At 34.4% G+C, this 21,500-nt stretch carries 12 protein-coding genes and 1 tRNA gene; 11 read left to right on the top strand and 2 right to left on the bottom strand.

What is annotated here, in order from left to right; translation table 11 throughout:
- The first annotated feature begins 41 nt into the window (after nucleotides 1-41).
- The 5 genes from QWY92_RS19305 (at nucleotide 42) to QWY92_RS19285 (ending at nucleotide 12,249) form a co-directional block, all read left to right on the top strand.
- Complete coding sequence (locus QWY92_RS19305) at nucleotides 42-2,207, top strand: glycoside hydrolase family 43 protein (protein ID WP_290274737.1); 2,166 nt, start codon at nucleotides 42-44, stop codon at nucleotides 2,205-2,207.
- Nucleotides 2,208-2,291: 84 nt separating this feature from the next.
- Nucleotides 2,292-5,093 (top strand): LamG-like jellyroll fold domain-containing protein, encoded by a 2,802-nt coding sequence (locus QWY92_RS19300; RefSeq protein WP_290274733.1) that lies wholly within the window; start codon nucleotides 2,292-2,294, stop codon nucleotides 5,091-5,093.
- Between the two features lie 150 nt (nucleotides 5,094-5,243).
- Nucleotides 5,244-6,476 (top strand): DUF2264 domain-containing protein, encoded by a 1,233-nt coding sequence (locus QWY92_RS19295; protein ID WP_290274729.1) that lies wholly within the window; start codon nucleotides 5,244-5,246, stop codon nucleotides 6,474-6,476.
- Nucleotides 6,477-6,800: 324 nt separating this feature from the next.
- Nucleotides 6,801-7,676 (top strand): T9SS type A sorting domain-containing protein, encoded by an 876-nt coding sequence (locus tag QWY92_RS19290; RefSeq protein ID WP_290274726.1) that lies wholly within the window; start codon nucleotides 6,801-6,803, stop codon nucleotides 7,674-7,676.
- Nucleotides 7,677-7,929: 253 nt separating this feature from the next.
- Nucleotides 7,930-12,249, top strand: a complete 4,320-nt coding sequence (locus QWY92_RS19285; protein ID WP_290274724.1) for a glycosyl hydrolase — start codon at nucleotides 7,930-7,932, stop codon at nucleotides 12,247-12,249.
- Between the two features lie 92 nt (nucleotides 12,250-12,341).
- Here the strand turns inward: QWY92_RS19285 and QWY92_RS19280 are convergent, their stop codons facing one another.
- Nucleotides 12,342-13,031 (bottom strand): NUDIX hydrolase, encoded by a 690-nt coding sequence (locus QWY92_RS19280; RefSeq protein WP_290274722.1) that lies wholly within the window; start codon nucleotides 13,029-13,031, stop codon nucleotides 12,342-12,344.
- Between the two features lie 192 nt (nucleotides 13,032-13,223).
- Between QWY92_RS19280 and QWY92_RS19275 the strand changes: the two genes are divergently transcribed.
- The 4 genes from QWY92_RS19275 to QWY92_RS19260 are packed head-to-tail and all read left to right on the top strand — an operon-like array spanning nucleotide 13,224 to nucleotide 18,342.
- Nucleotides 13,224-14,885, top strand: a complete 1,662-nt coding sequence (locus tag QWY92_RS19275) for a ribulokinase (RefSeq protein WP_290274721.1) — start codon at nucleotides 13,224-13,226, stop codon at nucleotides 14,883-14,885.
- 4 nt (nucleotides 14,886-14,889) lie between these two features.
- Nucleotides 14,890-15,591 carry an L-ribulose-5-phosphate 4-epimerase gene (locus tag QWY92_RS19270; RefSeq protein ID WP_290274718.1) on the top strand — a complete coding sequence of 234 codons (702 nt, stop codon included), beginning with the start codon at nucleotides 14,890-14,892 and terminating at the stop codon, nucleotides 15,589-15,591.
- A 22-nt stretch (nucleotides 15,592-15,613) separates the two neighbouring features.
- On the top strand, nucleotides 15,614-17,122 hold the full coding sequence (gene araA, locus QWY92_RS19265; protein ID WP_290274714.1) for an L-arabinose isomerase: 1,509 nt from the start codon (nucleotides 15,614-15,616) through the stop codon (nucleotides 17,120-17,122).
- 29 nt (nucleotides 17,123-17,151) lie between these two features.
- Nucleotides 17,152-18,342, top strand: a complete 1,191-nt coding sequence (locus tag QWY92_RS19260; RefSeq protein WP_290274868.1) for an aldose epimerase family protein — start codon at nucleotides 17,152-17,154, stop codon at nucleotides 18,340-18,342.
- Nucleotides 18,343-19,149: 807 nt separating this feature from the next.
- Here QWY92_RS19260 and QWY92_RS19255 read toward each other — a convergent pair.
- Nucleotides 19,150-19,234: transfer RNA gene (locus QWY92_RS19255), tRNA-Ser, on the bottom strand.
- Between the two features lie 258 nt (nucleotides 19,235-19,492).
- Between QWY92_RS19255 and QWY92_RS19250 the strand changes: the two genes are divergently transcribed.
- Nucleotides 19,493-20,122, top strand: a complete 630-nt coding sequence (locus QWY92_RS19250) for an NAD(P)H-dependent oxidoreductase (protein WP_290274711.1) — start codon at nucleotides 19,493-19,495, stop codon at nucleotides 20,120-20,122.
- Nucleotides 20,123-20,273: 151 nt separating this feature from the next.
- On the top strand, nucleotides 20,274-21,467 hold the full coding sequence (locus QWY92_RS19245; RefSeq protein ID WP_290274708.1) for a DegT/DnrJ/EryC1/StrS family aminotransferase: 1,194 nt from the start codon (nucleotides 20,274-20,276) through the stop codon (nucleotides 21,465-21,467).
- Nucleotides 21,468-21,500 lie beyond the last annotated feature (33 nt).

Here is a 21,500-nt window from a genome sequence, read left to right as displayed (position 1 = left end):
GAAGAACCTGTATTGAAATATAAAATATCAAAGAAATAAACATGAAAAACCAAACTAAAAAAGTGATTACGTCTTTATCACTAATCTTAACCATTGTCTGCTTTACATCTTGTAATAGTTCGGGAAGTTCAAACGAGTATAAATCTTACTTATTTACGTATTTTACAGGTAATGGGCCTGGGGAAGAAGCTATTAGGTATGCTTTAAGTTCTGATGGTTATAATTATTACGCGCTCAATAATAACGAACCCATAATAGACTCTAAAGTTATTAGTACCTCAGGAGGTGTTAGAGATCCTCATATTTTACGAAGTGAAGATGGCAAAACATTTTATATGGTGGTTACAGATTTATATGTAACCGAGCAAGGTTGGAGAAATTATGCTATGATATTAATGAAATCTACAGATTTAATTAATTGGACTTCTACCGTAATAAATATACCAGAAACTTACCCTGAAGAGTTTGGAGATATCCATCGTGTTTGGGCACCTCAAACCATTTATGATAATCAAACTAAGCAGTACATGGTGTATTGGTCTATGCAAACGGGTAACAACCCAGATATTATTTATTATGCCTATGCAAACGAAGATTTTACAGGTTTAAAAACGACGCCAAAGCAGTTATACTTTAGTCCTTCAAATGCCGCTTGTATTGATGGTGATATTATTTTTAAAGACGGACAATACCATTTGTTTTTTAAGAATGAAGATGAATCTAAAAAAGGCATTATGCAGGCTGTATCAGATAACTTAACTAGTGGTTACAAAGAGTTAGAAGGATTTATGAATGTTACCAAAAAACCTGTTGAAGGTTCTAGCGTTTTTAAATTGATAGATTCTGATGCCTATATTTTAATGTATGATATGTATAGTTCTGGAAAATATCAGTTTACAAAAAGTACAGATTTAAAAAGTTTCTCGGTGGTAGATGATGCCATTTCAATGAATTTTCATCCGCGTCATGGTACGGTCATTCCTATAACCGAAAAAGAAGAAAAAGCCCTTTTAAGCAAGTGGGGTAAATTGGGCGAAAATGCATTTGTTTCATTCAATACAGAGCATGTTAAAAAAAATAATGTGCTTATCGATGATGAAAATCTTAGTATTTTCCTTCCGCTAAAACTAGATGCTAATATTACAAGTTTAGATCCTAAATTTGAATTAACACCAGGTATTAGCGTATCTCCGGAAGGAGCGCAAGATTTCTCTTCTGGTCCGATATCGTATACTTTTTCTATTGGAAATCATTCTAAAACGTATAAGGTTTCAGCTGAAAAAAATAACAATCCTGTTTTAGATGGTTTTTATGCTGATCCAGAAATTATCTATTCACATAAAACAAAAAAATATTATTTATATCCTACTAGCGATGGTTTTACGGGTTGGTCTGGAACTTATTTTAAAACATTTTCCTCTCCAGATTTAGTAAATTGGACTGATGAAGGCGTTATTTTAGATTTAGAAAAAGATGTGAGTTGGGCAAATAGAAATGCTTGGGCGCCAGCAGCTATCGAAAAGAAGATAAATGGTGAGTATAAGTACTTTTATTATTTTACTGCAGCTCAAAAAATAGGTGTTGCGGTTTCAGATAATCCAACAGGTCCATTTGTAGATTCTGGACAGCCTTTAATTGCAGAGCGACCAAAAGGAATAAAGGGAGGACAAGAAATTGATCCAGATGTATTTACAGATCCAGTATCGGGTAAAAGCTATTTATATTGGGGTAACGGTTATATGGCTGGTTTAGAACTTAACGCCGATATGGTTTCCGTTAAAGAAAACGCTTTAGTTATTTTTAATCCAGGAAGCACGTTTAGAGAAGGAACCGAAGTGTTTTACAGAAAAGGTAAATATTATTTCATGTGGTCTGAGGATGATACAAGAAGTCCTAATTATAGAGTACGTTATGCAACCTCAAATTCGCCTTTAGGGCCATTAAATATTCCGAAAAACAATATTGTATTAGAAAAACGACCAGAAGATGGGCTTTATGGAACAGGACATAATAGCGTAATACAAACACCAGATACAGATATTTGGCATATTGTATATCATCGTTTTAACCGTCCTAACGGAATCAACATGGGCGATGCTGCAGGTTTTAACCGCGAAGTATGCATTGATAAATTAACTTTTAATTCAGACGGAAGTATTATTCCGGTTAAACCAACATTAACCGGAATTATCTCTATTGAGGAATAATTGTATGAAGTGTAGTTTGTTAGGTTTCTAGAAACTTTTCATAAAAACACCACCACCACTAAACTATAAAAGCACATTAATTTTATGAAAAAAATCACTTTTCTAAAGGGACTCTTTTTGCTGTTCGCAATAGGAGTACCTAAGGTTAACGCACAAATAAGTACAAGCAGTAATATAGAAGTTCAACCCGATGCCGATAGAAATTTGCTATACAGCGTAGATGCTCCAGGCGATTCTAAAGCTATGGTTTGGGGATTAGATACAGCTTGGGCAAGTTTAGAAAACATGAAACGCGGTATTGCTTTTATGGGTGCAGATAACGTTGATGTGGTTCGTGTCTCTTATTTTACAGATAAACCTTTGGTTAATGGCGAGCTTCATCCAGATATTAAAGCGCTTATAGATAAGCGTCTGGGATATATAGATTTGTTTGGCAGACCCATGCAACTTACTATGAATAGTGTGCGTTTGTCTGTAGATTCTAGTTATGGATCTCAAGGAAATTACAATCCGGTTACTTGGGCTGCTAATATTGCGGCGACTATAAAATATTATGAAGAAGCGGGACATGAAGTTATTTCGGTTTCACCTTGTAACGAATGCGATTTAGGAAACTCATACGGTAATGGTGATAAACAATTTAGTGCCGATTTAAACACAGAATTACGCAAATTACCGGAGCTTGATGGTGTTCGTATTTCGTCTAGTACTTTAAATGCAGATCAAGCATTGCCTTGGTATACCTTTTTAAAACCAACGTTAGATGAAGGTAACACACACCAACTAGCAGGAACTTTTAATAGTTATGCTTCCTTTTTTCAAACAGTACGTAGTGATGGTTTGTTCGCAAGTAACGATGAGCTGCATAACGTTATAGAAGCTATGGTAGGGCTTGAGTATGGGGCACAAATGGGGATTTGGTGGGGAACGCCAGAATATGCAGGAGGGCAATTTTTAAAAGCTTCTGATGGTCATAGATTGGGCTATGCAGAACATCCTTCTAATTGGACGGCTGCGTCGGTTTATCGAAATCCAGATGGTAAAGTTGAGGCTTTTCTTGGTGCTTCAGAAAGGCAAGCTACGGCTACATCTTACAAATTTATATCTACAGATAGAGCGGTGTATTATGATGGTTACGGCCCACAGAGAGAGTTTTTTATGGAAGTTCCAGGAGGCACGGGCTACCACCAAAATCAACCCAATGCGGAACGCGTAATTAATATTCAATGGGGAGATGATATACAACCAGCCATTGGCGGTATGTATAAATTAGTAAATAGAGAAAGCGGAAAAGTGATACAAGTTGCTAATGGCTCAGCCAATGATGGTGCTAATATAGAAGTTGCTGCAGATAGCGAACAGCTTTATCAGCAATGGGAAATTAGTGCTGTTCCTGCAGATGTTGGTGGGGATTTTAGCTATTATAAAATTGGATTAGGTAGCAGTACTAATAAGAAAATAGCTTTAGATGCTTCCAACCTTGATAATAACGGTAACATTATTTCTTATGAAGATAGTAGCAGTTTAAATAGACAATGGTTTATTGAATATGTAGAAGATGGCTGGTTTTATATTGGTAGCCGAATTAGTGGTAAGTTTTTAGATGTCGCATCGACTTCCGAAAATGCGAATGTTCGCCAATGGGAGAAAAAAACCGGCGTGAATAGTTATAGTCAGCAATGGCGATTTATCCCTATTGACGCACCGGTAGAGTTTAATGCCCCGGCAGCTCCAGCTAATTTAGTGGCTATTACACAAGAAGAATCTATTTTATTAAACTGGAATACAAGTCCTGAAAATGATGTTGCAGGTTACACTGTTTTTAGAGCAGAAGGATCAGGAGGACCATACAGTACTATTGCTAGAAATGTATTGGCAACCTCGTTTGTAGATAATACAATAACAACGAGTATACCTTATTTTTATCAAATTAAAGCGGTTGATAATTCTTTAAATCAATCAGACTATTCCAACCAAGTTTTTGGAACAGCTACAGGAAGCGATGCGCTTGTTGCACACTTTGAGTTTGAAGATGCTATTTCCGATAAATCCTCAAATTTAAATCATGCTTCATATACCGGAGCAGTGTCTTACAGCTCCGGCGAGGTAGGATTAAAATCAGTAACTTTAAATGGTACGGATACATATTTACAATTACCGGCAGATATTGCAAACCAAAGTGAAATTACAGTAGCAACTTGGTTAAAATGGAGTGGAGGTAATATATGGCAGCGTATTTTCGATTTTGGTAATAATCAAAATGAATTTATGTACATGTCACCATATTCAGGAACAGGATATTTACGCTTTGGCATTAATAATGGTAGTGGTTTACAAACTTTAGATGCTACCGAAGCATTACCAGAAAATGAGTGGGTTCATGTGGCTGTAACTTTAGGGGAAACAGCATCTAGACTATATGTTAATGGTGCTTTAATTGATGAATCCAACACTATAACGGCTAGACCAATAGATTTTAAACCCATGTTTAATTATATAGGGAAAAGTCAGTTTAGCCATAATCCATTATTGAATGGAAGTATCGACGATTTTAGGATTTATAATTATGCATTAACACCAGAGGCTATTGCTAATTTGTACAATAAAACACTTTCAGTAGAGGGGTGTGAAGATAACTGTATTGAAGGTCTTTCTGTTTGGCCAATACCGGCAAACGATGTTTTAAATTTCAGCTTAGCTAAAACCGATAATGAAATAATAATCGCAAATTTTTATGATATGAATGGCAGATTGTTATTAAACCAAAGCATTGAAAATACTAATGGTGCCACTGTTAATGTTTCACAATTACCTACAGGAATGTATATGCTTAAGTTAAAGTGGGGAGACCGGGTTACCATAAAAAAACTAGTAATAAAACACTAAAAAAAAATTAGTAGCACTAAAAAGGTTATCGGGTATAGATAGCCTTTTTGCTTACATGTATTTAATTTTTAACTAAGTTTAATAAAGCTTAAATATTTTAAGTATATTTTGTATTTCAAACAAAAAATAAATCTATAAACTATAATATCGATGAGTTATCAAATAAAATATGCGTTACTAATTTTCGCAATTTCTGTGTTAAGTTTAAACACGAGTTATGCGCAAAAAGAATCGCCTGAAGAGGCGCGTGCGTTTTTTGTTTCTTCATTAATAAAAATTGGAGATCCGGTTTTAACAGCGCTAAGTAAAAATGAATTAAAAGTAAAAATGCCTGTTGAAAAATCTCCTGGAGCTTGGGACGACCGTAAGCACGTTACATACCTTGAAGCCTTTGGAAGGTTGCTTTCTGGTATGGCACCATGGTTAGAATTAGAACCCGATACTACCAAAGAGGGTAAGTTAAGAGCCAAATACATTAAAATGGCTCAGGTTTGTATTGCGAATGCTACAAACCCAGAATCGCCAGATTTTATGAATTTTAATAAGGATAAACAGCCTTTAGTGGATGCTGCTTTTTTAGCTCAAGCTTTAATTAGAGCACCAAAACAGTTGTGGGAACCATTAGATGAAAAAACAAAGGAAAATGTTATAACTGCTTTTAAATCTACACGAGTTATAAAACCATATTATAGCAATTGGTTGCTTTTTTCTGGAATGATTGAAGCTGCTTTATTGAAGTTTGATGCAGGTGCAGACATGATGCGTTTAGATTACTCTTTAAATAAACATAAAGAATGGTATTTAGGAGATGGCATGTATGGTGATGGTCCAGATTTCCATTGGGATTACTATAATAGTTTTGTAATTCAACCTATGATTTTGGATATTTTAAACGTAGTTATTGAAAAAGATAAACACTACAAAAGAGATTTTGATATTGCATTAAATCGCGCAAAACGCTATGCAGACATACAAGAACGGTTAATTTCTCCCGATGGTACGTATCCACCAATAGGGCGCTCTTTAGCTTATCGTTTTGGTGCTTTTCAATTATTATCGCAAGTGGCACTTTGGAATCAACTGCCTAAAAATGTAGCACCAGCACAAGTTCGTTCAGCTTTTTATACCATGATTCATAATCAAATAAATGCCCCTGGTACCTTCGATAAAAAGGGTTGGTTGCAAATAGGTTTGTATGGCCATCAGCCTGATATTGGAGAAGGTTATATTTCTACAGGGAGTTTGTATTTGTGTTCCGAAGCTTTTTTAGTACTCGGTTTACCTGCTAATGATGTGTTTTGGACAGATGCTTATCAACCATGGACACAAAAGAAAATTTGGTCTGGTGAGAATATACCCATCGATCATGCGTACAAAAATTAATTACTTAAAAAAAGCATCTCAAAAGAGGTGCTTTTTCAATTTTCAAGTAAAAAATAAAATCCAGAGCACTATTTCTAACTAGTTCGTGCTATTGCTAAGCATAGCTTAATCAGTATATTCCTTTTTAAGTTGTTTTCAACCCGTTTTTTAACTGATTTACACCCCATTATAATAAAGCATTGGTAGTTACTTTACAAAACCAACTAAATGTTTTTTTATATAAACAGATGTTTTTACACCACATAAAAAGCACATGTTTTTAGTATTTGTAAAATTATTTAGTTGCTAATAAAATTAAGTCTAACTAAATTAAAACTAGAAATTATGAAAAAAATTACATGCTCTTTTTACTTGATAATGTTAAGTGTAATTGGGCTATTTGCCCAAACCACGCAACCTATAGGTTTACAAGCCGAAAGTGGTGCGTTAGGAAGTGATTTTGCTACAGGAACTGATGGAGCTATTACTTATGTGTACCCATCAACAGATCTAGAGGCAAGCGGAAACCCTGGAAATGACACTAAAGTGATTACTTATAGTGTAACTTTTCCTGAAGCAGATACTTATGATTTATATGTAAAGCTATACATTGGTCCTAATAGTGCTAGTGATGATAGTTTTTTTACACCAAGATCGGTTGGTGCTAAAACCTCAAGTGATACCAACGATTGGGTTAATATTAATGCCTTACACGTTGCAGGTCATACTTTAGGAACCGATGTTGTTACAGGAGATAATATGGGAACGACCATATTGGAGCAATGGAAATGGGTTAATGTATCTCAATTCTATAATACCGGTACCAAATGGAGTTACGATATAGAGCCTAGCGCTCTTACTGTGGATTTCCAAATAGGATCTAGGGAAAATGGTCTATGGATTGATAAATTAGTGTTTGGAAAAAAAGGGGTAACGTATACTGTTGATGATCTTGAAGCTTCTACAACATTAAGTATAAATACATACAATGCACTAAGCACTGTAAATGTATATCCAAACCCGTCAAACAATCAATTTAACATTAATACTAGAGCGGAAGCTACTTCGTTTAAAATTTATAATATTCTTGGCGCTAAAGTAGATGAAGGCGTCCTTAATTATGGTCTAAACCAATATGGAGTACACTTAAAGCCTGGGACCTATATTTTAGATTTACAATCTAAAGGTAAGCGAAACGTAACTAAAATAGTGAAAATGTAATTTAAATTAATTTCTATATCAAAACACTTTTCTTATAAATGTGTCCTTTTGGTATGCACTGTTCTCTATAAATTATGGTTACACTATACAAGGTTGGTACCTTAATAACCTCCTCGAATTTGTAGAGACTACATCTTTTAATAAGTTACTGTTTTTTCTCCCTCTTTTCTAAATGCACTTTAAATTAATTACTAACCTAAACGAGTAATTATAAATAAATGTAAACTAAATAAAACTTTTAAAATTCAACAAAATGATTAAATTAATCCAGATTTTAAGTGTTGTTTTAATTCTAATAACAACACAGGTCTATTCGCAAGAACCTAGTTTAGACTCAAAAGGCAGTTTGCCAACAACGCTTCATTCCTCAGAAATTTTTAATAGTTCCGGCGTTGTAAATGTAATAGAACTTCCTATAGACATGTATCAAAATATGTCTATAGAAATAAAAGCGACTATTAATTCTTCAGAAGGTAGAGGCTTAGATTTCGACCTTCGGAAAAAGGATTTTACAGGTTTTAGAACGTCCTTAAGTTCAGATAAATTTCAATGGACAACACCTTTATCTAGTGCGTATATGATGAATTTTTCTTCAACAGAAGAGCAAACCATTCGTTATGCTGTGGAGGGAAATACCGTTCATATTTATCAAAATGGAAGCTATATTGATTCTAAAAATTTAGAAACCATTTATGATATTGTCGATGGTATTGAAAATGCAAATCCAGATCTTTCTGAAATGACTGAAGGACCAAACATTACCGAAAATGCATTTGGAAATCTAACTACGCAAACCCCTTTCCAAGCGGGATGGAATAATAATGGAGCCAATAATGTACCATGGAATACCCCTAACAGTGGTTCTGGTGTAAGGTTTATTAACAGTTTAAATAATAATTTAACATACAATGGTCAAACTTACACAGGTACTGATCATTTTATGATGATGCGATGGGAAAGTGGTGTAAGTAATGGCTCTTCTTATTACTACCCTGTAACGTTAGAGGCTAACACAACTTACAATCTTAATACTTTATATACTTATTGGGGAAATGGTACTTCGGGAACTTTCAAAATAAGTACCAGTCAAGAAACTACGGGAAACAATATAATTAACCAATTCTCAACAACCATTGGTAATGGCAACCAACGAAAATTAACCAATAGTAATTTAGCCTTTACCACAACAGAAGCGGGAACTTACTATTTGCTGTTTGAAAATGATGGTCAAGGTATATGGTTTGTTGGAAACTTATCGCTTAAGAAATTTGGGGCTCAACCTCGAATTGTTTTAGGTAAAAACTATCCGGAGGGTGCTGTTAACATGCAAGTCGCTTCGGTAACATTTGATGGATCAGGTGCTTACGCTCCTGTGTCTTCGGGAGATTACCCTAAAACGCCGGTAAGTATAACTGATGAAGATTATAGTATTACGCGTTTTATTAATGCCGAGATTACGGTATCTGGGAAGTCAGAAGTACATATTACAGATTTTGATCCGCTTCGAAATAGTACGGTTAATTTAACATCAGATGAGTCGTGGTTATATATTGAAAGAATAAAGCCTTCTATATTTTTAAATGAAGAAAATAGTTGGTTAGATAATGTTAAAATAAATGGGCAACCATTTGATGGTGCAAAAGATAGAATTGCCGTTTACGCTTCAGGTTGTGTCATTATCCCTAACGGTAACATAGCCATGCAAGAAGCACTTACTATTTATACCGAAGAGAATTTTGGCGGTGATGCTATATCTTTAGAAGTAGAAACTTACCATAATGATTTAGGTGCTTTTAATAACAATGTAAAATCTTTTAAACTAAAAAAAGGATTTGCAGCAACTTTAGCTAATAATGCTAATGGTACAGGCTATAGTAGAATGTTTATTGCTAGTGATGAAGATATGGAAGTATCTATGTTACCAGAAGGTTTTGTTAAATCAGCAACCGACCAAAGTAGTTTTGTATCATTTATAAGAGTTTTTAAATGGCAATGGAATTCTAAAAAAGGAATTTCGAATGCATTGGCTGGAGAGGCTAATTACAAGGCAAGCCCAACGATATCATACAATTGGTCTGCTGGTGGAAATAATGAAAATGTAGATGCTAGTTTTGTGCCAATGCGCCATAATTTGGGTTGGGATTCTTTTACAAAAATCAACTCTTTAACTAATGTATCTCATGTTTTAGGTTATAATGAACCGGCAAGACCAGACCAAGCGAACATGTCCGTAGCTTCTGCAATTAACCAATGGCCAGAAATTTTTAAATCGGGCTTAAGAATTGGCTCGCCAGCACCTGCAGCTATTGGTAGCGCATGGCTTAATGAGTTTATGCAACTTTGTGATGAACTTAATTATCGAGTAGATTTTATTGCTTTTCATGCCTATCAAGATCAACCAACAAGTTGGTGGGGATGGAATATTTCTTCAGCATCTATTGGAGGAAGACCTGTATGGATTACAGAATGGAATAATGGAGCAAACTGGACCAATGGGGCAGATGCTTCTAAATGGCCGGATGTTAGCGGACCAAGATTCTACCCTAATGGCGATCCTATTTTAGATGAAAGCGGCGTTCAAAAAACAGGCTCATTACCACTTACTCCTGCTAATGCCGAAAGAAATAGAGACAAATTAGAGCAAATATTATCTTATTTTGAAACTAACGATCTAGTCGAGCATCATTTTTTATACCAATGGGTTAACGATGCGCGAACTTTAGAACTAGGCGGACAATTAACACTTGCGGGAGAAATGTTTGGTGAGTTTAACTCGGGCACAGGATTTAAGAAAGCTAATGAATATAGCCATAACTGGAAAATAGCGCCGCCATGGGTAAATCCAACATTTTCTGAGGATTATAGTCAAAGTATACTTACTTGGTACGACCATAATGGAGAAACAGGTAAACATTATATTTTAGAAAGAAAAACAGATATGGATACCGATTTTGTGCCTATTGCAACTTTGGTAAATGGGGAAGATTATGTAGCAGGAGAAATCGTAAGTTTTTCAGATCCTATAACCTATACATCTGCTATATATAGAGTAAGAGCAATGAGCTATAAAGATACACAATCTTCATATTCAAGAGAGGTTAATGTTGTAAAAGATCAGCCAGCTGCTGCACCTGTTTTAATTGGAACCGCTGTTTCAGGAACCATTATTCAATTAGATTGGAATAGTGCAGCCAATGCTAAAAGATATACAATTAAACGCTCAAATAGTATGGATGGTGTTTTTGAAACTATTGTAGAAAATCTAGATGATTTAACGTATAGAGACGAAAATTTAACAGCAACTACAACCTATTACTACAAAATTGTTGGCGTAAATAGTTCTGGAGAAGGCGAATATTCAAGTGTTATTGATGTAACAACAAATAGTATTGATGCGCCAAATGAGATAGAAAACTTATATATCTCATCTGGTGATGCTGCTAATATTATTACATGGAATTTTGTTTTTGATACCTACTACAACATATCTAAATCATCAAATCCAAACGGACCATTTACTAGTATCGCTAATAATTTTGATGGTGTTCGATATGTGGATAACATCAATGTTGTAAATGGATCCACTTACTATTATAAAGTACAACCTGTAAATACCGAAGGTGTAGGGCCAGAATCTAACGTGTTGGTTGCAAATCCTAATTTAGGTCAGCATGCAAAATTCACATTTAATGAAAATTCAGGAATCATAGCTTATGATGAATGGGGCGGATTTCATGGTGAATTAAAAAACAATGCTATTTGGTCTACCGGTAATAATGGTAGTGCGGTAACATTATCAGAAACTGAAGAATCTTATGTTCAGTTAGGGGAGAATGTGGTATATGGTCTTCGAGACTTTTCTATAGTATCATGGTTTAAAACACCTGCAGTAACCAATAATTATTTACGCCTTTTTGATTTTGGATCGGCTGGCGATAAGTATATGTTACTTATACCTAAGGCTAATGAAACCGAGTCTAGATTTATAATATCTCCATTGGAAGGCAACAGATATAATATTTACATGCCTTGTGATTTTCCTGATGATGAATGGGTACATGTTGCACTAACTTTAGAAGGAACTACACTAAAATATTTTATTAATGGAGAGTTAGTTTTTACAGATAATAACTGCAACCTTACACCATCGGATGTTGGTGAAACGCATCAAAATTATTTAGGTAAATCTCAACAATCTCAAGATAAATATACCAACCAAAGTTATGATGATTTTAGAATTTATAATTATGCGTTAGATGCTAGTGATATTACCTACTTATCAAATAATATAACACTTACCGCAGAATCACTAGATGTAGTTAATGAAAGGTTATTGCAAGTTTATCCAAATCCTATAGGTATTGGGCAAGATTTTAATATAAAATTGAATAATAAAGTTCAATATAAAAATGCAACTATACGTATTTACAACATTTTAGGAGAAGTTATTGAATCAAACCGGATGGATATTATTAATCAAATTAAACTTACAGCACCCAAAACAAGTGGTATTTATATCATTGATATTGAGGCTGGAAATTATTCAGCAAAAGCGAAGATTGTTGTTAAATAAATTGGTTAGAGTATAATAAATAAAAAGGAATCAGGTTTAGGTCTGATTCCTTTTTATTTTTTGATATTTATAATTGAATTTTAGTGTCTTAATTATAACTTAAGGTAAAAGCTATTAGTTTGCTTTTCATCATATTTGTCCTTGTCGAATTTAAATAAAAAAGACCCTTTTGTAGACGAAGTCATATCCTTTTCTTTGAGTTTTATCAATACATCCATCGAATTAATTTTATTAATAAAGTTTCTTTTATCTAGTTCTTTATCTAAAATAGCTTCATATAAATTTTGAAGTTGGCGCATAGTAAATTTTTCAGGGAGTAACTCGAAACCTATCGGACTTATAGAAGTTCGTCTGCGTAATCTTCTTATAGCTTTGTTTAGCATTATATTATGATCAAAAATTAATTCGGGAACCTCAGATAATGGAAACCATTTTGCATTATAATTTTCAATTAGTTCTTCATTGTGTTTTTCAATATTGATAATAGCATAGTACGATGTAGATATGGTTCTTGCAACTGGATCTCTATCTACTTCACTAAAGGAGTATAGTTGTTCCATGTAAATATCATGCACTCCTGTTAGATTATGTAAAATTCTTGCAGCAGCATCATCTAAGGTTTCGTTATTTTTTAAAAAACCTCCCATTAAAGACCATTTTCCCTTTTCCGGCTCAAAATCGCGTTGAATAAGAAGTACTTCAAGGTTTTCACCATCAAATCCAAAAATAATGCAATCTACAGCAAGAAACACTTTATCATTAGAATTATATCCTGTTACCATTTATAATATTTTAAAGCTAATATATAAAATATAAGTAAAAAAAGAGTCATGCTCATCTTTTATAAGTGTTAAAACAACATTTATAGGCGATATAATTTTGTCAGTTGAAAATTTTATCATTAATTTACAAATGTAAATATTACACTTGTAGGTTTTGCTGTTTTTAATAATTAAGATAAATATTTTTTTAAGATGAATAATTATGTAATTGGTTTAGATTATGGTTCAGATTCTGTTAGAGCCGTATTAATAGATGCATTAACAGGAGCGGAGTTAAAATCTCATGTTCATTATTATAAAAGGTGGTTAAATAATGAATTTTGTAATGCATCTATCAATCAATTTCGTCAGCATCCTTTAGATCATATCGAAGGTTTAGAAAGCACCATTAAGTCTGTAGTACAAGATGTAAATCCAAACGATGTAAAAGGAATATGTATTGACACCACAGGGTCGTCTCCCATTCCTGTAACTAAAGATGGAACGCCTTTAGCTCTTGTAAAAGGTTTTGAAGACAATCCAAATGCGATGATGGTTTTATGGAAAGATCATACCGCTATAAATGAAGCTAATGAAATTAATCAATTAGCAACAAATTGGGGGGGAGAAGATTTTACGAAGTATGAAGGTGGAATATATTCCTCGGAATGGTTTTGGGCAAAAATATTACACATCGTCAGGGTAGATCATGCTGTAAAAAATGCTGCATATACTTGGATGGAACATTGCGATTTAATGACTTATTTATTGATAGAAAATAAAAATCTTGAAACATTTAAAAGAAGTCGATGCGCGGCGGGGCATAAAGCCATGTGGCACGAGAGTTGGGATGGATTACCTCCAGAGGAGTTTTTAAATCAACTAGATCCATACTTGGGAGCTTTGAGAAAAAATCTATACAACGAAACGTATACATCAGATACTGTTGCAGGTTGTTTAAGTAAAACTTGGGCGCAACGCTTAGGTTTAACCACTAATACCTTGATTTCTGTTGGTACATTCGATGCACATTCTGGAGCTATCGGAGCGAAAATTGACCAAAATACTTTGGTTAGGGTTATGGGGACTTCTACCTGTGATATTATGGTATCTTCAAGTGAAATTATTGGAAACAATACGGTTAAAGGGATATGCGGACAAGTTAACGGATCTGTAATTCCAGGGCTCATTGGTTTAGAAGCTGGGCAATCTGCTTTTGGTGATTTACTGGCTTGGTATAAAGATGTGTTGTATTGGCCTATAGATAACTTGGTACTAACATCTCATATTATTTCCGAAGAACAAAAACAAAAATTAAAAGACGAAATAGATTCTAATTTTATTAAAAAACTAAGTGAAGAAGCTGAAAATATACCATTATCTGAAAGTATTCCAACGGCATTAGATTGGATTAACGGACGCAGAACTCCTGATGCTAATCAAGAATTAAAAGCAGCCATATCTAATCTTTCTTTAGGAACAAAGGCACCTCAGGTGTTTAAAGCCTTAGTAAATGCCATTTGTTTTGGATCTAAAAAAATAGTTGAGCGTTTTGAAGAAGAAGGTGTTAAAATTAATAGTGTTATAGGCATTGGTGGTGTTGCTAGAAAATCACCATTTATTATGCAAACATTGGCTAATATTTTAAATAAACCTATAAAAGTAGCACAGTCGGATCAAGCACCAGCATTGGGAGCAGCTATTTATGCGGCAGTTGCTGCGGGTATTTATCCAAATGTAATTGAGGCAAGTACAATAATGGGGAGTGATTTTGAAGCCGAGTATTTTCCTGAGGAAGAAAAAGTTGATGATTATAAAAAACTTATGGCATCTTATTCCCAATTAAGTGCTTTTGTCGAAGGTTTAAAAAAATAAAATTATGAGCTTAAAATATAAAGATTTAAAAGAAGAATGTTACGAAGCTAATATGCAATTAAACGCATTGAATTTGGTGGTTTATACCTTTGGTAATGTGAGTACTGTAGATAGAAACCAAGGTGTTTTTGCCATAAAACCAAGTGGTGTAGCTTACGAGGTTTTAAGGCCGGAAGATATAGTAATTGTCGATTTTGATAATAATATTATAGAGGGCGATATGCGTCCATCATCAGATACTAAAACCCATGCTTATTTATATAAACATTGGGATACTATTGGAGGTATAGCGCATACGCACGCTACCTATTCTGTAGCATGGGCACAAGCTCAATTAGATATTCCAATTTTAGGCACCACACATGCTGATCATTTAACGTCCGATATCCCATGTGCGCCACCAATGAAGGATAATCTTATTATGGGTAATTACGAGCATAATACAGGTGTTCAAATTCTAGACTGTTTTACAGAACGTGGTTTATCGCATTCCGATGTAGAAATGATACTTATTGGTAATCACGGTCCTTTTGCATGGGGTAAAAATGCAGCTAAGGCTGTGTATAATAGCAAAGTTTTAGAAGTGATTGCAGAAATGGCTTATTTAACCAAACAAATAAATCCTAGTGCAGCCAGATTAAAAGATTCATTAATAAAAAAACATTACGAGCGTAAGCATGGAGCAAATTCATATTATGGTCAATAATTATTAAAAAAAAGTATTTAAAATGATAGATATATCGAAAAAGGAAATCTGGTTTATTACAGGAAGTCAGCATTTGTATGGAGAAGAGACTTTAAGGCAAGTAGCGTCTAATTCACAAGACGTTGTAAATGGGTTAAATGCATCTTCACTTATTCCTGTAAAAATTGTTTTTAAACCCACAGTTAAAACGCCAGATGAAATCACAAACATTTGTGTTGCTGCCAATCAATCTAAACAATGTATTGGTTTAGTACTTTGGATGCATACGTTTTCTCCTGCAAAAATGTGGATTAAAGGTTTAAGTATCATTAATAAACCTATATGTCATTTGCACACACAGTTTAATGCCGAAATTCCTTGGAATACTATTGATATGGATTTTATGAATTTGAACCAATCGGCCCATGGCGATAGAGAGTTTGGATTTATCATGTCTAGAATGCGTAAAAAGCGTAAAGTGGTTGTAGGCCATTGGCAAGCAGAAGCTGTTCAGAAAAAAATTGGTATATGGTCTCGTGTTGTACTAGGTTGGGATGAGTTGCAGAACCTTAAAGTAGCTAGAATTGGAGATAATATGCGTGAAGTTGCTGTAACAGAGGGTGATAAGGTGGAGGCGCAAATGCGATTTGGGTTTTCTGTAAACGGTTTCGATTCTTCAGATGTTGTAAAGCATATCGAAAACATTACAGATAAAGAATTAAATGATTTATTAACTGTTTATGAAGAGTCTTATGAATTAACTCCAGCTTTATTAGAAGGTGGAAATCAAAGACAATCTTTAATTGATGCGGCAAAAATAGAACTCGGATTAAGAGCTTTTTTAGATCAAGGAGGCTTTAAAGCATTTACCGATACCTTTGAAAATTTAGGAGACTTAAAACAACTACCAGGTATTGCAACGCAAAGATTAATGGCCGATGGCTATGGTTTTGGAGGTGAAGGCGACTGGAAAACAGCCGCTATGTTAAGAGCGTTAAAAGTGATGAATTACGGACTGGAAGGCGGCACATCCTTTATGGAAGATTATACCTATCATTTTACATCAGATAAATCTTATGTCTTAGGGGCTCACATGTTAGAAATCTGTCCGTCAATAACTAGCGATAAACCTACGTGCGAAGTATATCCCCTAGGTATTGGAGGTAAAGAGGACCCTGTTCGGTTGGTGTTTAATGCGCCTGAAGGGGAGGCTATTAATGTTTCTTTAGTGGATATGGGTAATAGATTCCGACTTATTGTAAACGAAGTAGAAGCTGTAAAACCTATGGGCGAGTTGCCTCATCTTCCTGTTGCTAGAGTATTGTGGGATGCAAAGCCTAATTTAGAAGTTGCTGCAACGGCTTGGATTTTAGCAGGAGGAGCACATCATACCGTTTATAGTCAAGCGATTAATTCAGAGTATATGGAAGATTTTGCCGATATCGCTGGTATTGAACTATTAGTTATAGATGATAAAACTACGGTGAGAGATTTTAAAGATAAAATTAATGCAAACGAGGCTTACTACAATATGTTTCAGCATCGTTTATAAGATAGTAATTAACTCAAAAAGCATAAATGATGAAAGCAACAAAGTATAGCCTGTATTTTATATTAGTGTTTAGTTTTTTCTTGGTAAATGTTCAATGTAAGAACAATGAGAAAATTAAAGTAAATGTTGTAGTTAAGCCAGAAAGTGAAAAATTAGTCAAAATTTCTAAAGAACATTTTGGTAAAACTACTGATAGTATTTCCGTAGATAAATACATTTTGAAAAATAATTTAGGTATGAAAATTAGTATCATTACCTATGGAGGCATAATTACTTCGTGGACAGCACCAGATAAAAATGGTAACTATCAAGACATTGTTTTAGGCTACGAAACCTTAGAAAACTATGAGAAAGAGACGCCTTATTTTGGTGCTTTAATTGGGCGTTTTGGCAACAGAATTGCTAAAGGTGAATTTTCTTTGGATGGAACAAAATATACACTAGCTACTAATGATGGTGAAAACCATTTGCACGGAGGAGACAAGGGGTTTGATAAAGTAGTTTGGATGGCTAAAGAAAAGCAAACAGATAGTACAGCCTCTTTAATACTTCATTATTTAAGTAAAGATATGGAAGAAGGTTACCCAGGGAATTTAGAAACCACGGTAACTTATACGCTTAACAACAATAATGAGTTGTACGTGGGGTATAAGGCTACTACCGATAAGAAAACTATTATAAACCTTACGCAACACTCATATTTTAATTTATCGGGAGATTTTTCTAAAACCATTTTAGACCATGAAATTTCTATAAATGCAAATCAATTTATTCCTGTAAATGAAACCTTAATACCAACAGGAGAGTTGAGAGATGTTACTAATACACCTTTCGATTTTAAAGCAGCTAAAACTATAGGTAAGGACATTAATGCAAAAAATGACCAATTAAAAAAAGGTTTAGGCTACGACCATTGTTGGGTCCTAAACAATCAAAATTCGGGAATAAGATTAGCGGCAATGGCTCACGAAGTTAAAAGCGGAAGAGTACTAGAGGTTTTTACCGATGAACCAGGAATACAATTATATTCAGGTAATTTTTTAGATGGCACATTGCCTAGTAAGCAAGGAGGTACATATAATTATAGAAGTGGGTTTTGTTTAGAAACACAGCATTATCCAGATGCTCCTAACCAAAAAAGTTTTCCTTCTGTAGTTTTAAGTCCAGGTGAAACTTATACGAGTAATACATTATTTAAATTTTCTGTAAAAGGGCAATAAAAAAAAAGAATAATGTTGTCTTGTACTTTAGCTACAGGTTAAAATAGGTTTTATACTGGTAATTTATATAACATGTTTGGTGGTTTAAAGTCTACAGATAAATATAATCTTACTTTGTTTTGTATATTTAATGGCCTTTTTTGCTACTATTTTGAGTGAATCACGTTAAAAAAGGTTTGATAGAGAAACAGCCCATATTTTAAGATGTTATTTAGACGTCTGTCATGGAATTTTCGTAACAATGATTTTTTCTATAATATTAGTGTTAACCTTTTTATTGTAAGAATTTGAACATATACTCTAACCCACAATTTATATGGAATACATATCTTTTGTCAAGGATAAGTAACATAAAATTTTAACGGTTAAACATTCAAACTGTCAATTACTCGATTAAAAAGTATTTAATAGAAGAGAGAAGTATAATAATGATTTCTTTCCTTAAGGAATATTAGATTTAATCTCGATTCTTTCAATTATCTGCTTTAATAGCAGTATTAAACTTATGATTTTTATTATTCTGAAGAATTATTAGATTAAAATATATTAGTTAATATCCTTTGATGTCAAAAGGCGTAGTTTGTATCCTCTTTAAAGATACAAAATATTTAAACACAAAAAACATGTAAGTGGTTGTTTTCTAGTGTTTAATAATGAGTTCGGTGCGCGATTTATATTTAAATTTTACCCACCGAATGCAGCTCCTTTTATTTGATATAATATGATTTTATTTGATATGGAGTAAAATTAAAAAAGCCCATAAACATAATGTTTACGAGCTTTTAGTGAGACTTTTTAATCTCTAAGCGGAGAATGAGGGATTCGAACCCCCGGAGGTGTGACCCTCAACAGTTTTCAAGACTGCCGCATTCGACCACTCTGCCAATTCTCCTTGAGTGCTCATCAGGTTTATTGCCTGAATGCGGGTGCAAATATAGTATCCTTTTTCGATGTAAAAAAATTATTTTTAACTTTTTTCAGAATAATTTTCAAACTAATTTATAACCTATTGATTTGTAGGTTTAAAACAGATAAATAAATATTATAAAAAATTTTCCCTGGAGTCTGGGCTCGGTAAAATTTACCAATCAATACAAAAAAAACAATAATTTAAAACCTTACTTTTGCAAAGCAAATAAGTAAAAATTAAATGGACATCATACAACAGTTACAATGGCGTTATGCAACCAAAGCATTCAACACCAGCAAAACACTCTCAAAACCCCAATTAAACACATTAAAAGAAGCCTTTAATCTAACGGCGACATCTTTTGGGTTACAAACTTTAAGTCTTGTAATTGTCGAAAATAAAACCATACGCGAATCATTGGTGCCATACGCTTTCAATCAAAAACAAGTGGTAGAAGCCTCACATTTACTAGTCATTTGTATCCAAGACAACATCGAGGCAAGCGACGTTACTGAATATTACAACAACATAAAAACCATTAGAAACACCCCCGAAACTATTCTTAAACCATACCGCGAGCAACTTGTCGGCATGATGGATGTAAAAACTATCGAACAACGCCAACAATGGTCAAAAAACCAAGCATACATCGCCCTCGGTAACCTCATGACAGTTTGCGCGATTGAAGGCATAGACGCCTGCCCAATGGAAGGTTTTCTTCCCGAAAAATTCGACGAAACCCTACAATTAAAACAAAAAGGACTAAAATCCGTTTTACTTTTACCCGTAGGTTTCCGCGCAGATAACGATTTTTTCGCCACCCTAAAAAAAGTAAGAAAACCAATAAATGAAACCATTATAGAACTATAAAACATATGGGCGTTACCCGAAAAGGGTCGGGCTTTCACTACTCGCTTTTTTGTGTTGCATAAGTGCAACAACACAAAAAGAGCTCAAACAAGCCGTTCAATCCCTAACGCGAGTTTCGTCCGCAATTAAAAATATATAAAACAACAACATTATGCCAGGATTCGAATTATTTGGAGAATTAGAAAAACAAGAAGTAAACGATGTGTTAGACAGTGGCGTTTTAATGCGCTACGGTTTCGACGGAATGCGTAACGGACACTGGAAAGCCAAAGCCTTAGAAGCCGAATTAGCAACCACATTTCAATCCAAACACGTACAACTTGTGTCTAGCGGAACCGCTGCCGTATCTGTAGCTTTAGCTTCAGCTGGTGTGGGTGCAGGCGATGAAGTGATTATGCCAACCTTCACTTTTGTAGCCAGTTTTGAAGCCATAATGATGCTAGGTGCGATTCCTGTTTTAGCCGATATAGATGACACTTTAGGTTTAAACCCCGAAGCTGTAGAAGCGGCCATTACGCCAAAAACAAAAGCTATAATGGTGGTGCAAATGTGCGGAAGTATGGCAAACATGACGACACTTAAAGCAATCGCTGAAAAACATAACCTGTTAATAGTGGAAGATGCCTGTCAAGCTATTGGAGGTACTTTTAACGGTATACCATTAGGGAGCGTAGGCGACTTAGGATGTTTCTCATTCGATTTTGTAAAAACAATTACCTGTGGAGAAGGTGGTGCTGTAATTACTAACAACGAAACCTATTACACCAACGCCGACCATTATAGCGATCATGGTCATGACCATGTTGGAAACGATCGTGGAGCAGAAACCCATCCGTTTTTAGGATATAACTTTAGAATTTCAGAATTGCATGCTGCCGTAGGTTTAGCACAAGTAAAACGCTTACCAGAGTTTTTAAGCATTCAAAAGAGAAATTTCGATATATTACGTGAGGCGTTGTCCGAAATTCCAGAGGTGGAGTTTAGAACTGTTCCCGAAGGTGGTGTAGAAAGCTGTGCCTTTTTAAACTTTTTTATGCCAGATTTAGAAACTTCAAGAAAAGTCATTGAAGCTTTTAAAAACGGTGGAGTAGATGCCTGTTGGAATTATTTTGACAACAACTGGCACTACATTCGCAAATGGGATCATTTAAAAAAATTAAAATCGTTGTTTCCTATTTCCGAAGAAGTAAAAACAGGTTTAGAATATCTTCAAACTAAAACCTTCGACAAATCAGATCATTATATTGGTAGAAATATATCTTGTTTAATAAAACTATCTTGGACAGAAGCCGAAGTTAAAGCACGAGCCGAAAACATGACTAAGCTTATTAAAAGCGTTTTGTAGTAGTAAAATATATAAAACTTAAAAAAGGCTCTA

It is taken from the genome of Algibacter miyuki (genome assembly GCF_030409805.1).
Classification (GTDB): Bacteria; Bacteroidota; Bacteroidia; order Flavobacteriales; family Flavobacteriaceae; genus Algibacter; species Algibacter miyuki.
The sequence above is the reverse complement of the archived record's forward strand: the minus strand, read 5'-3'. Positions and strand labels throughout refer to the sequence as shown.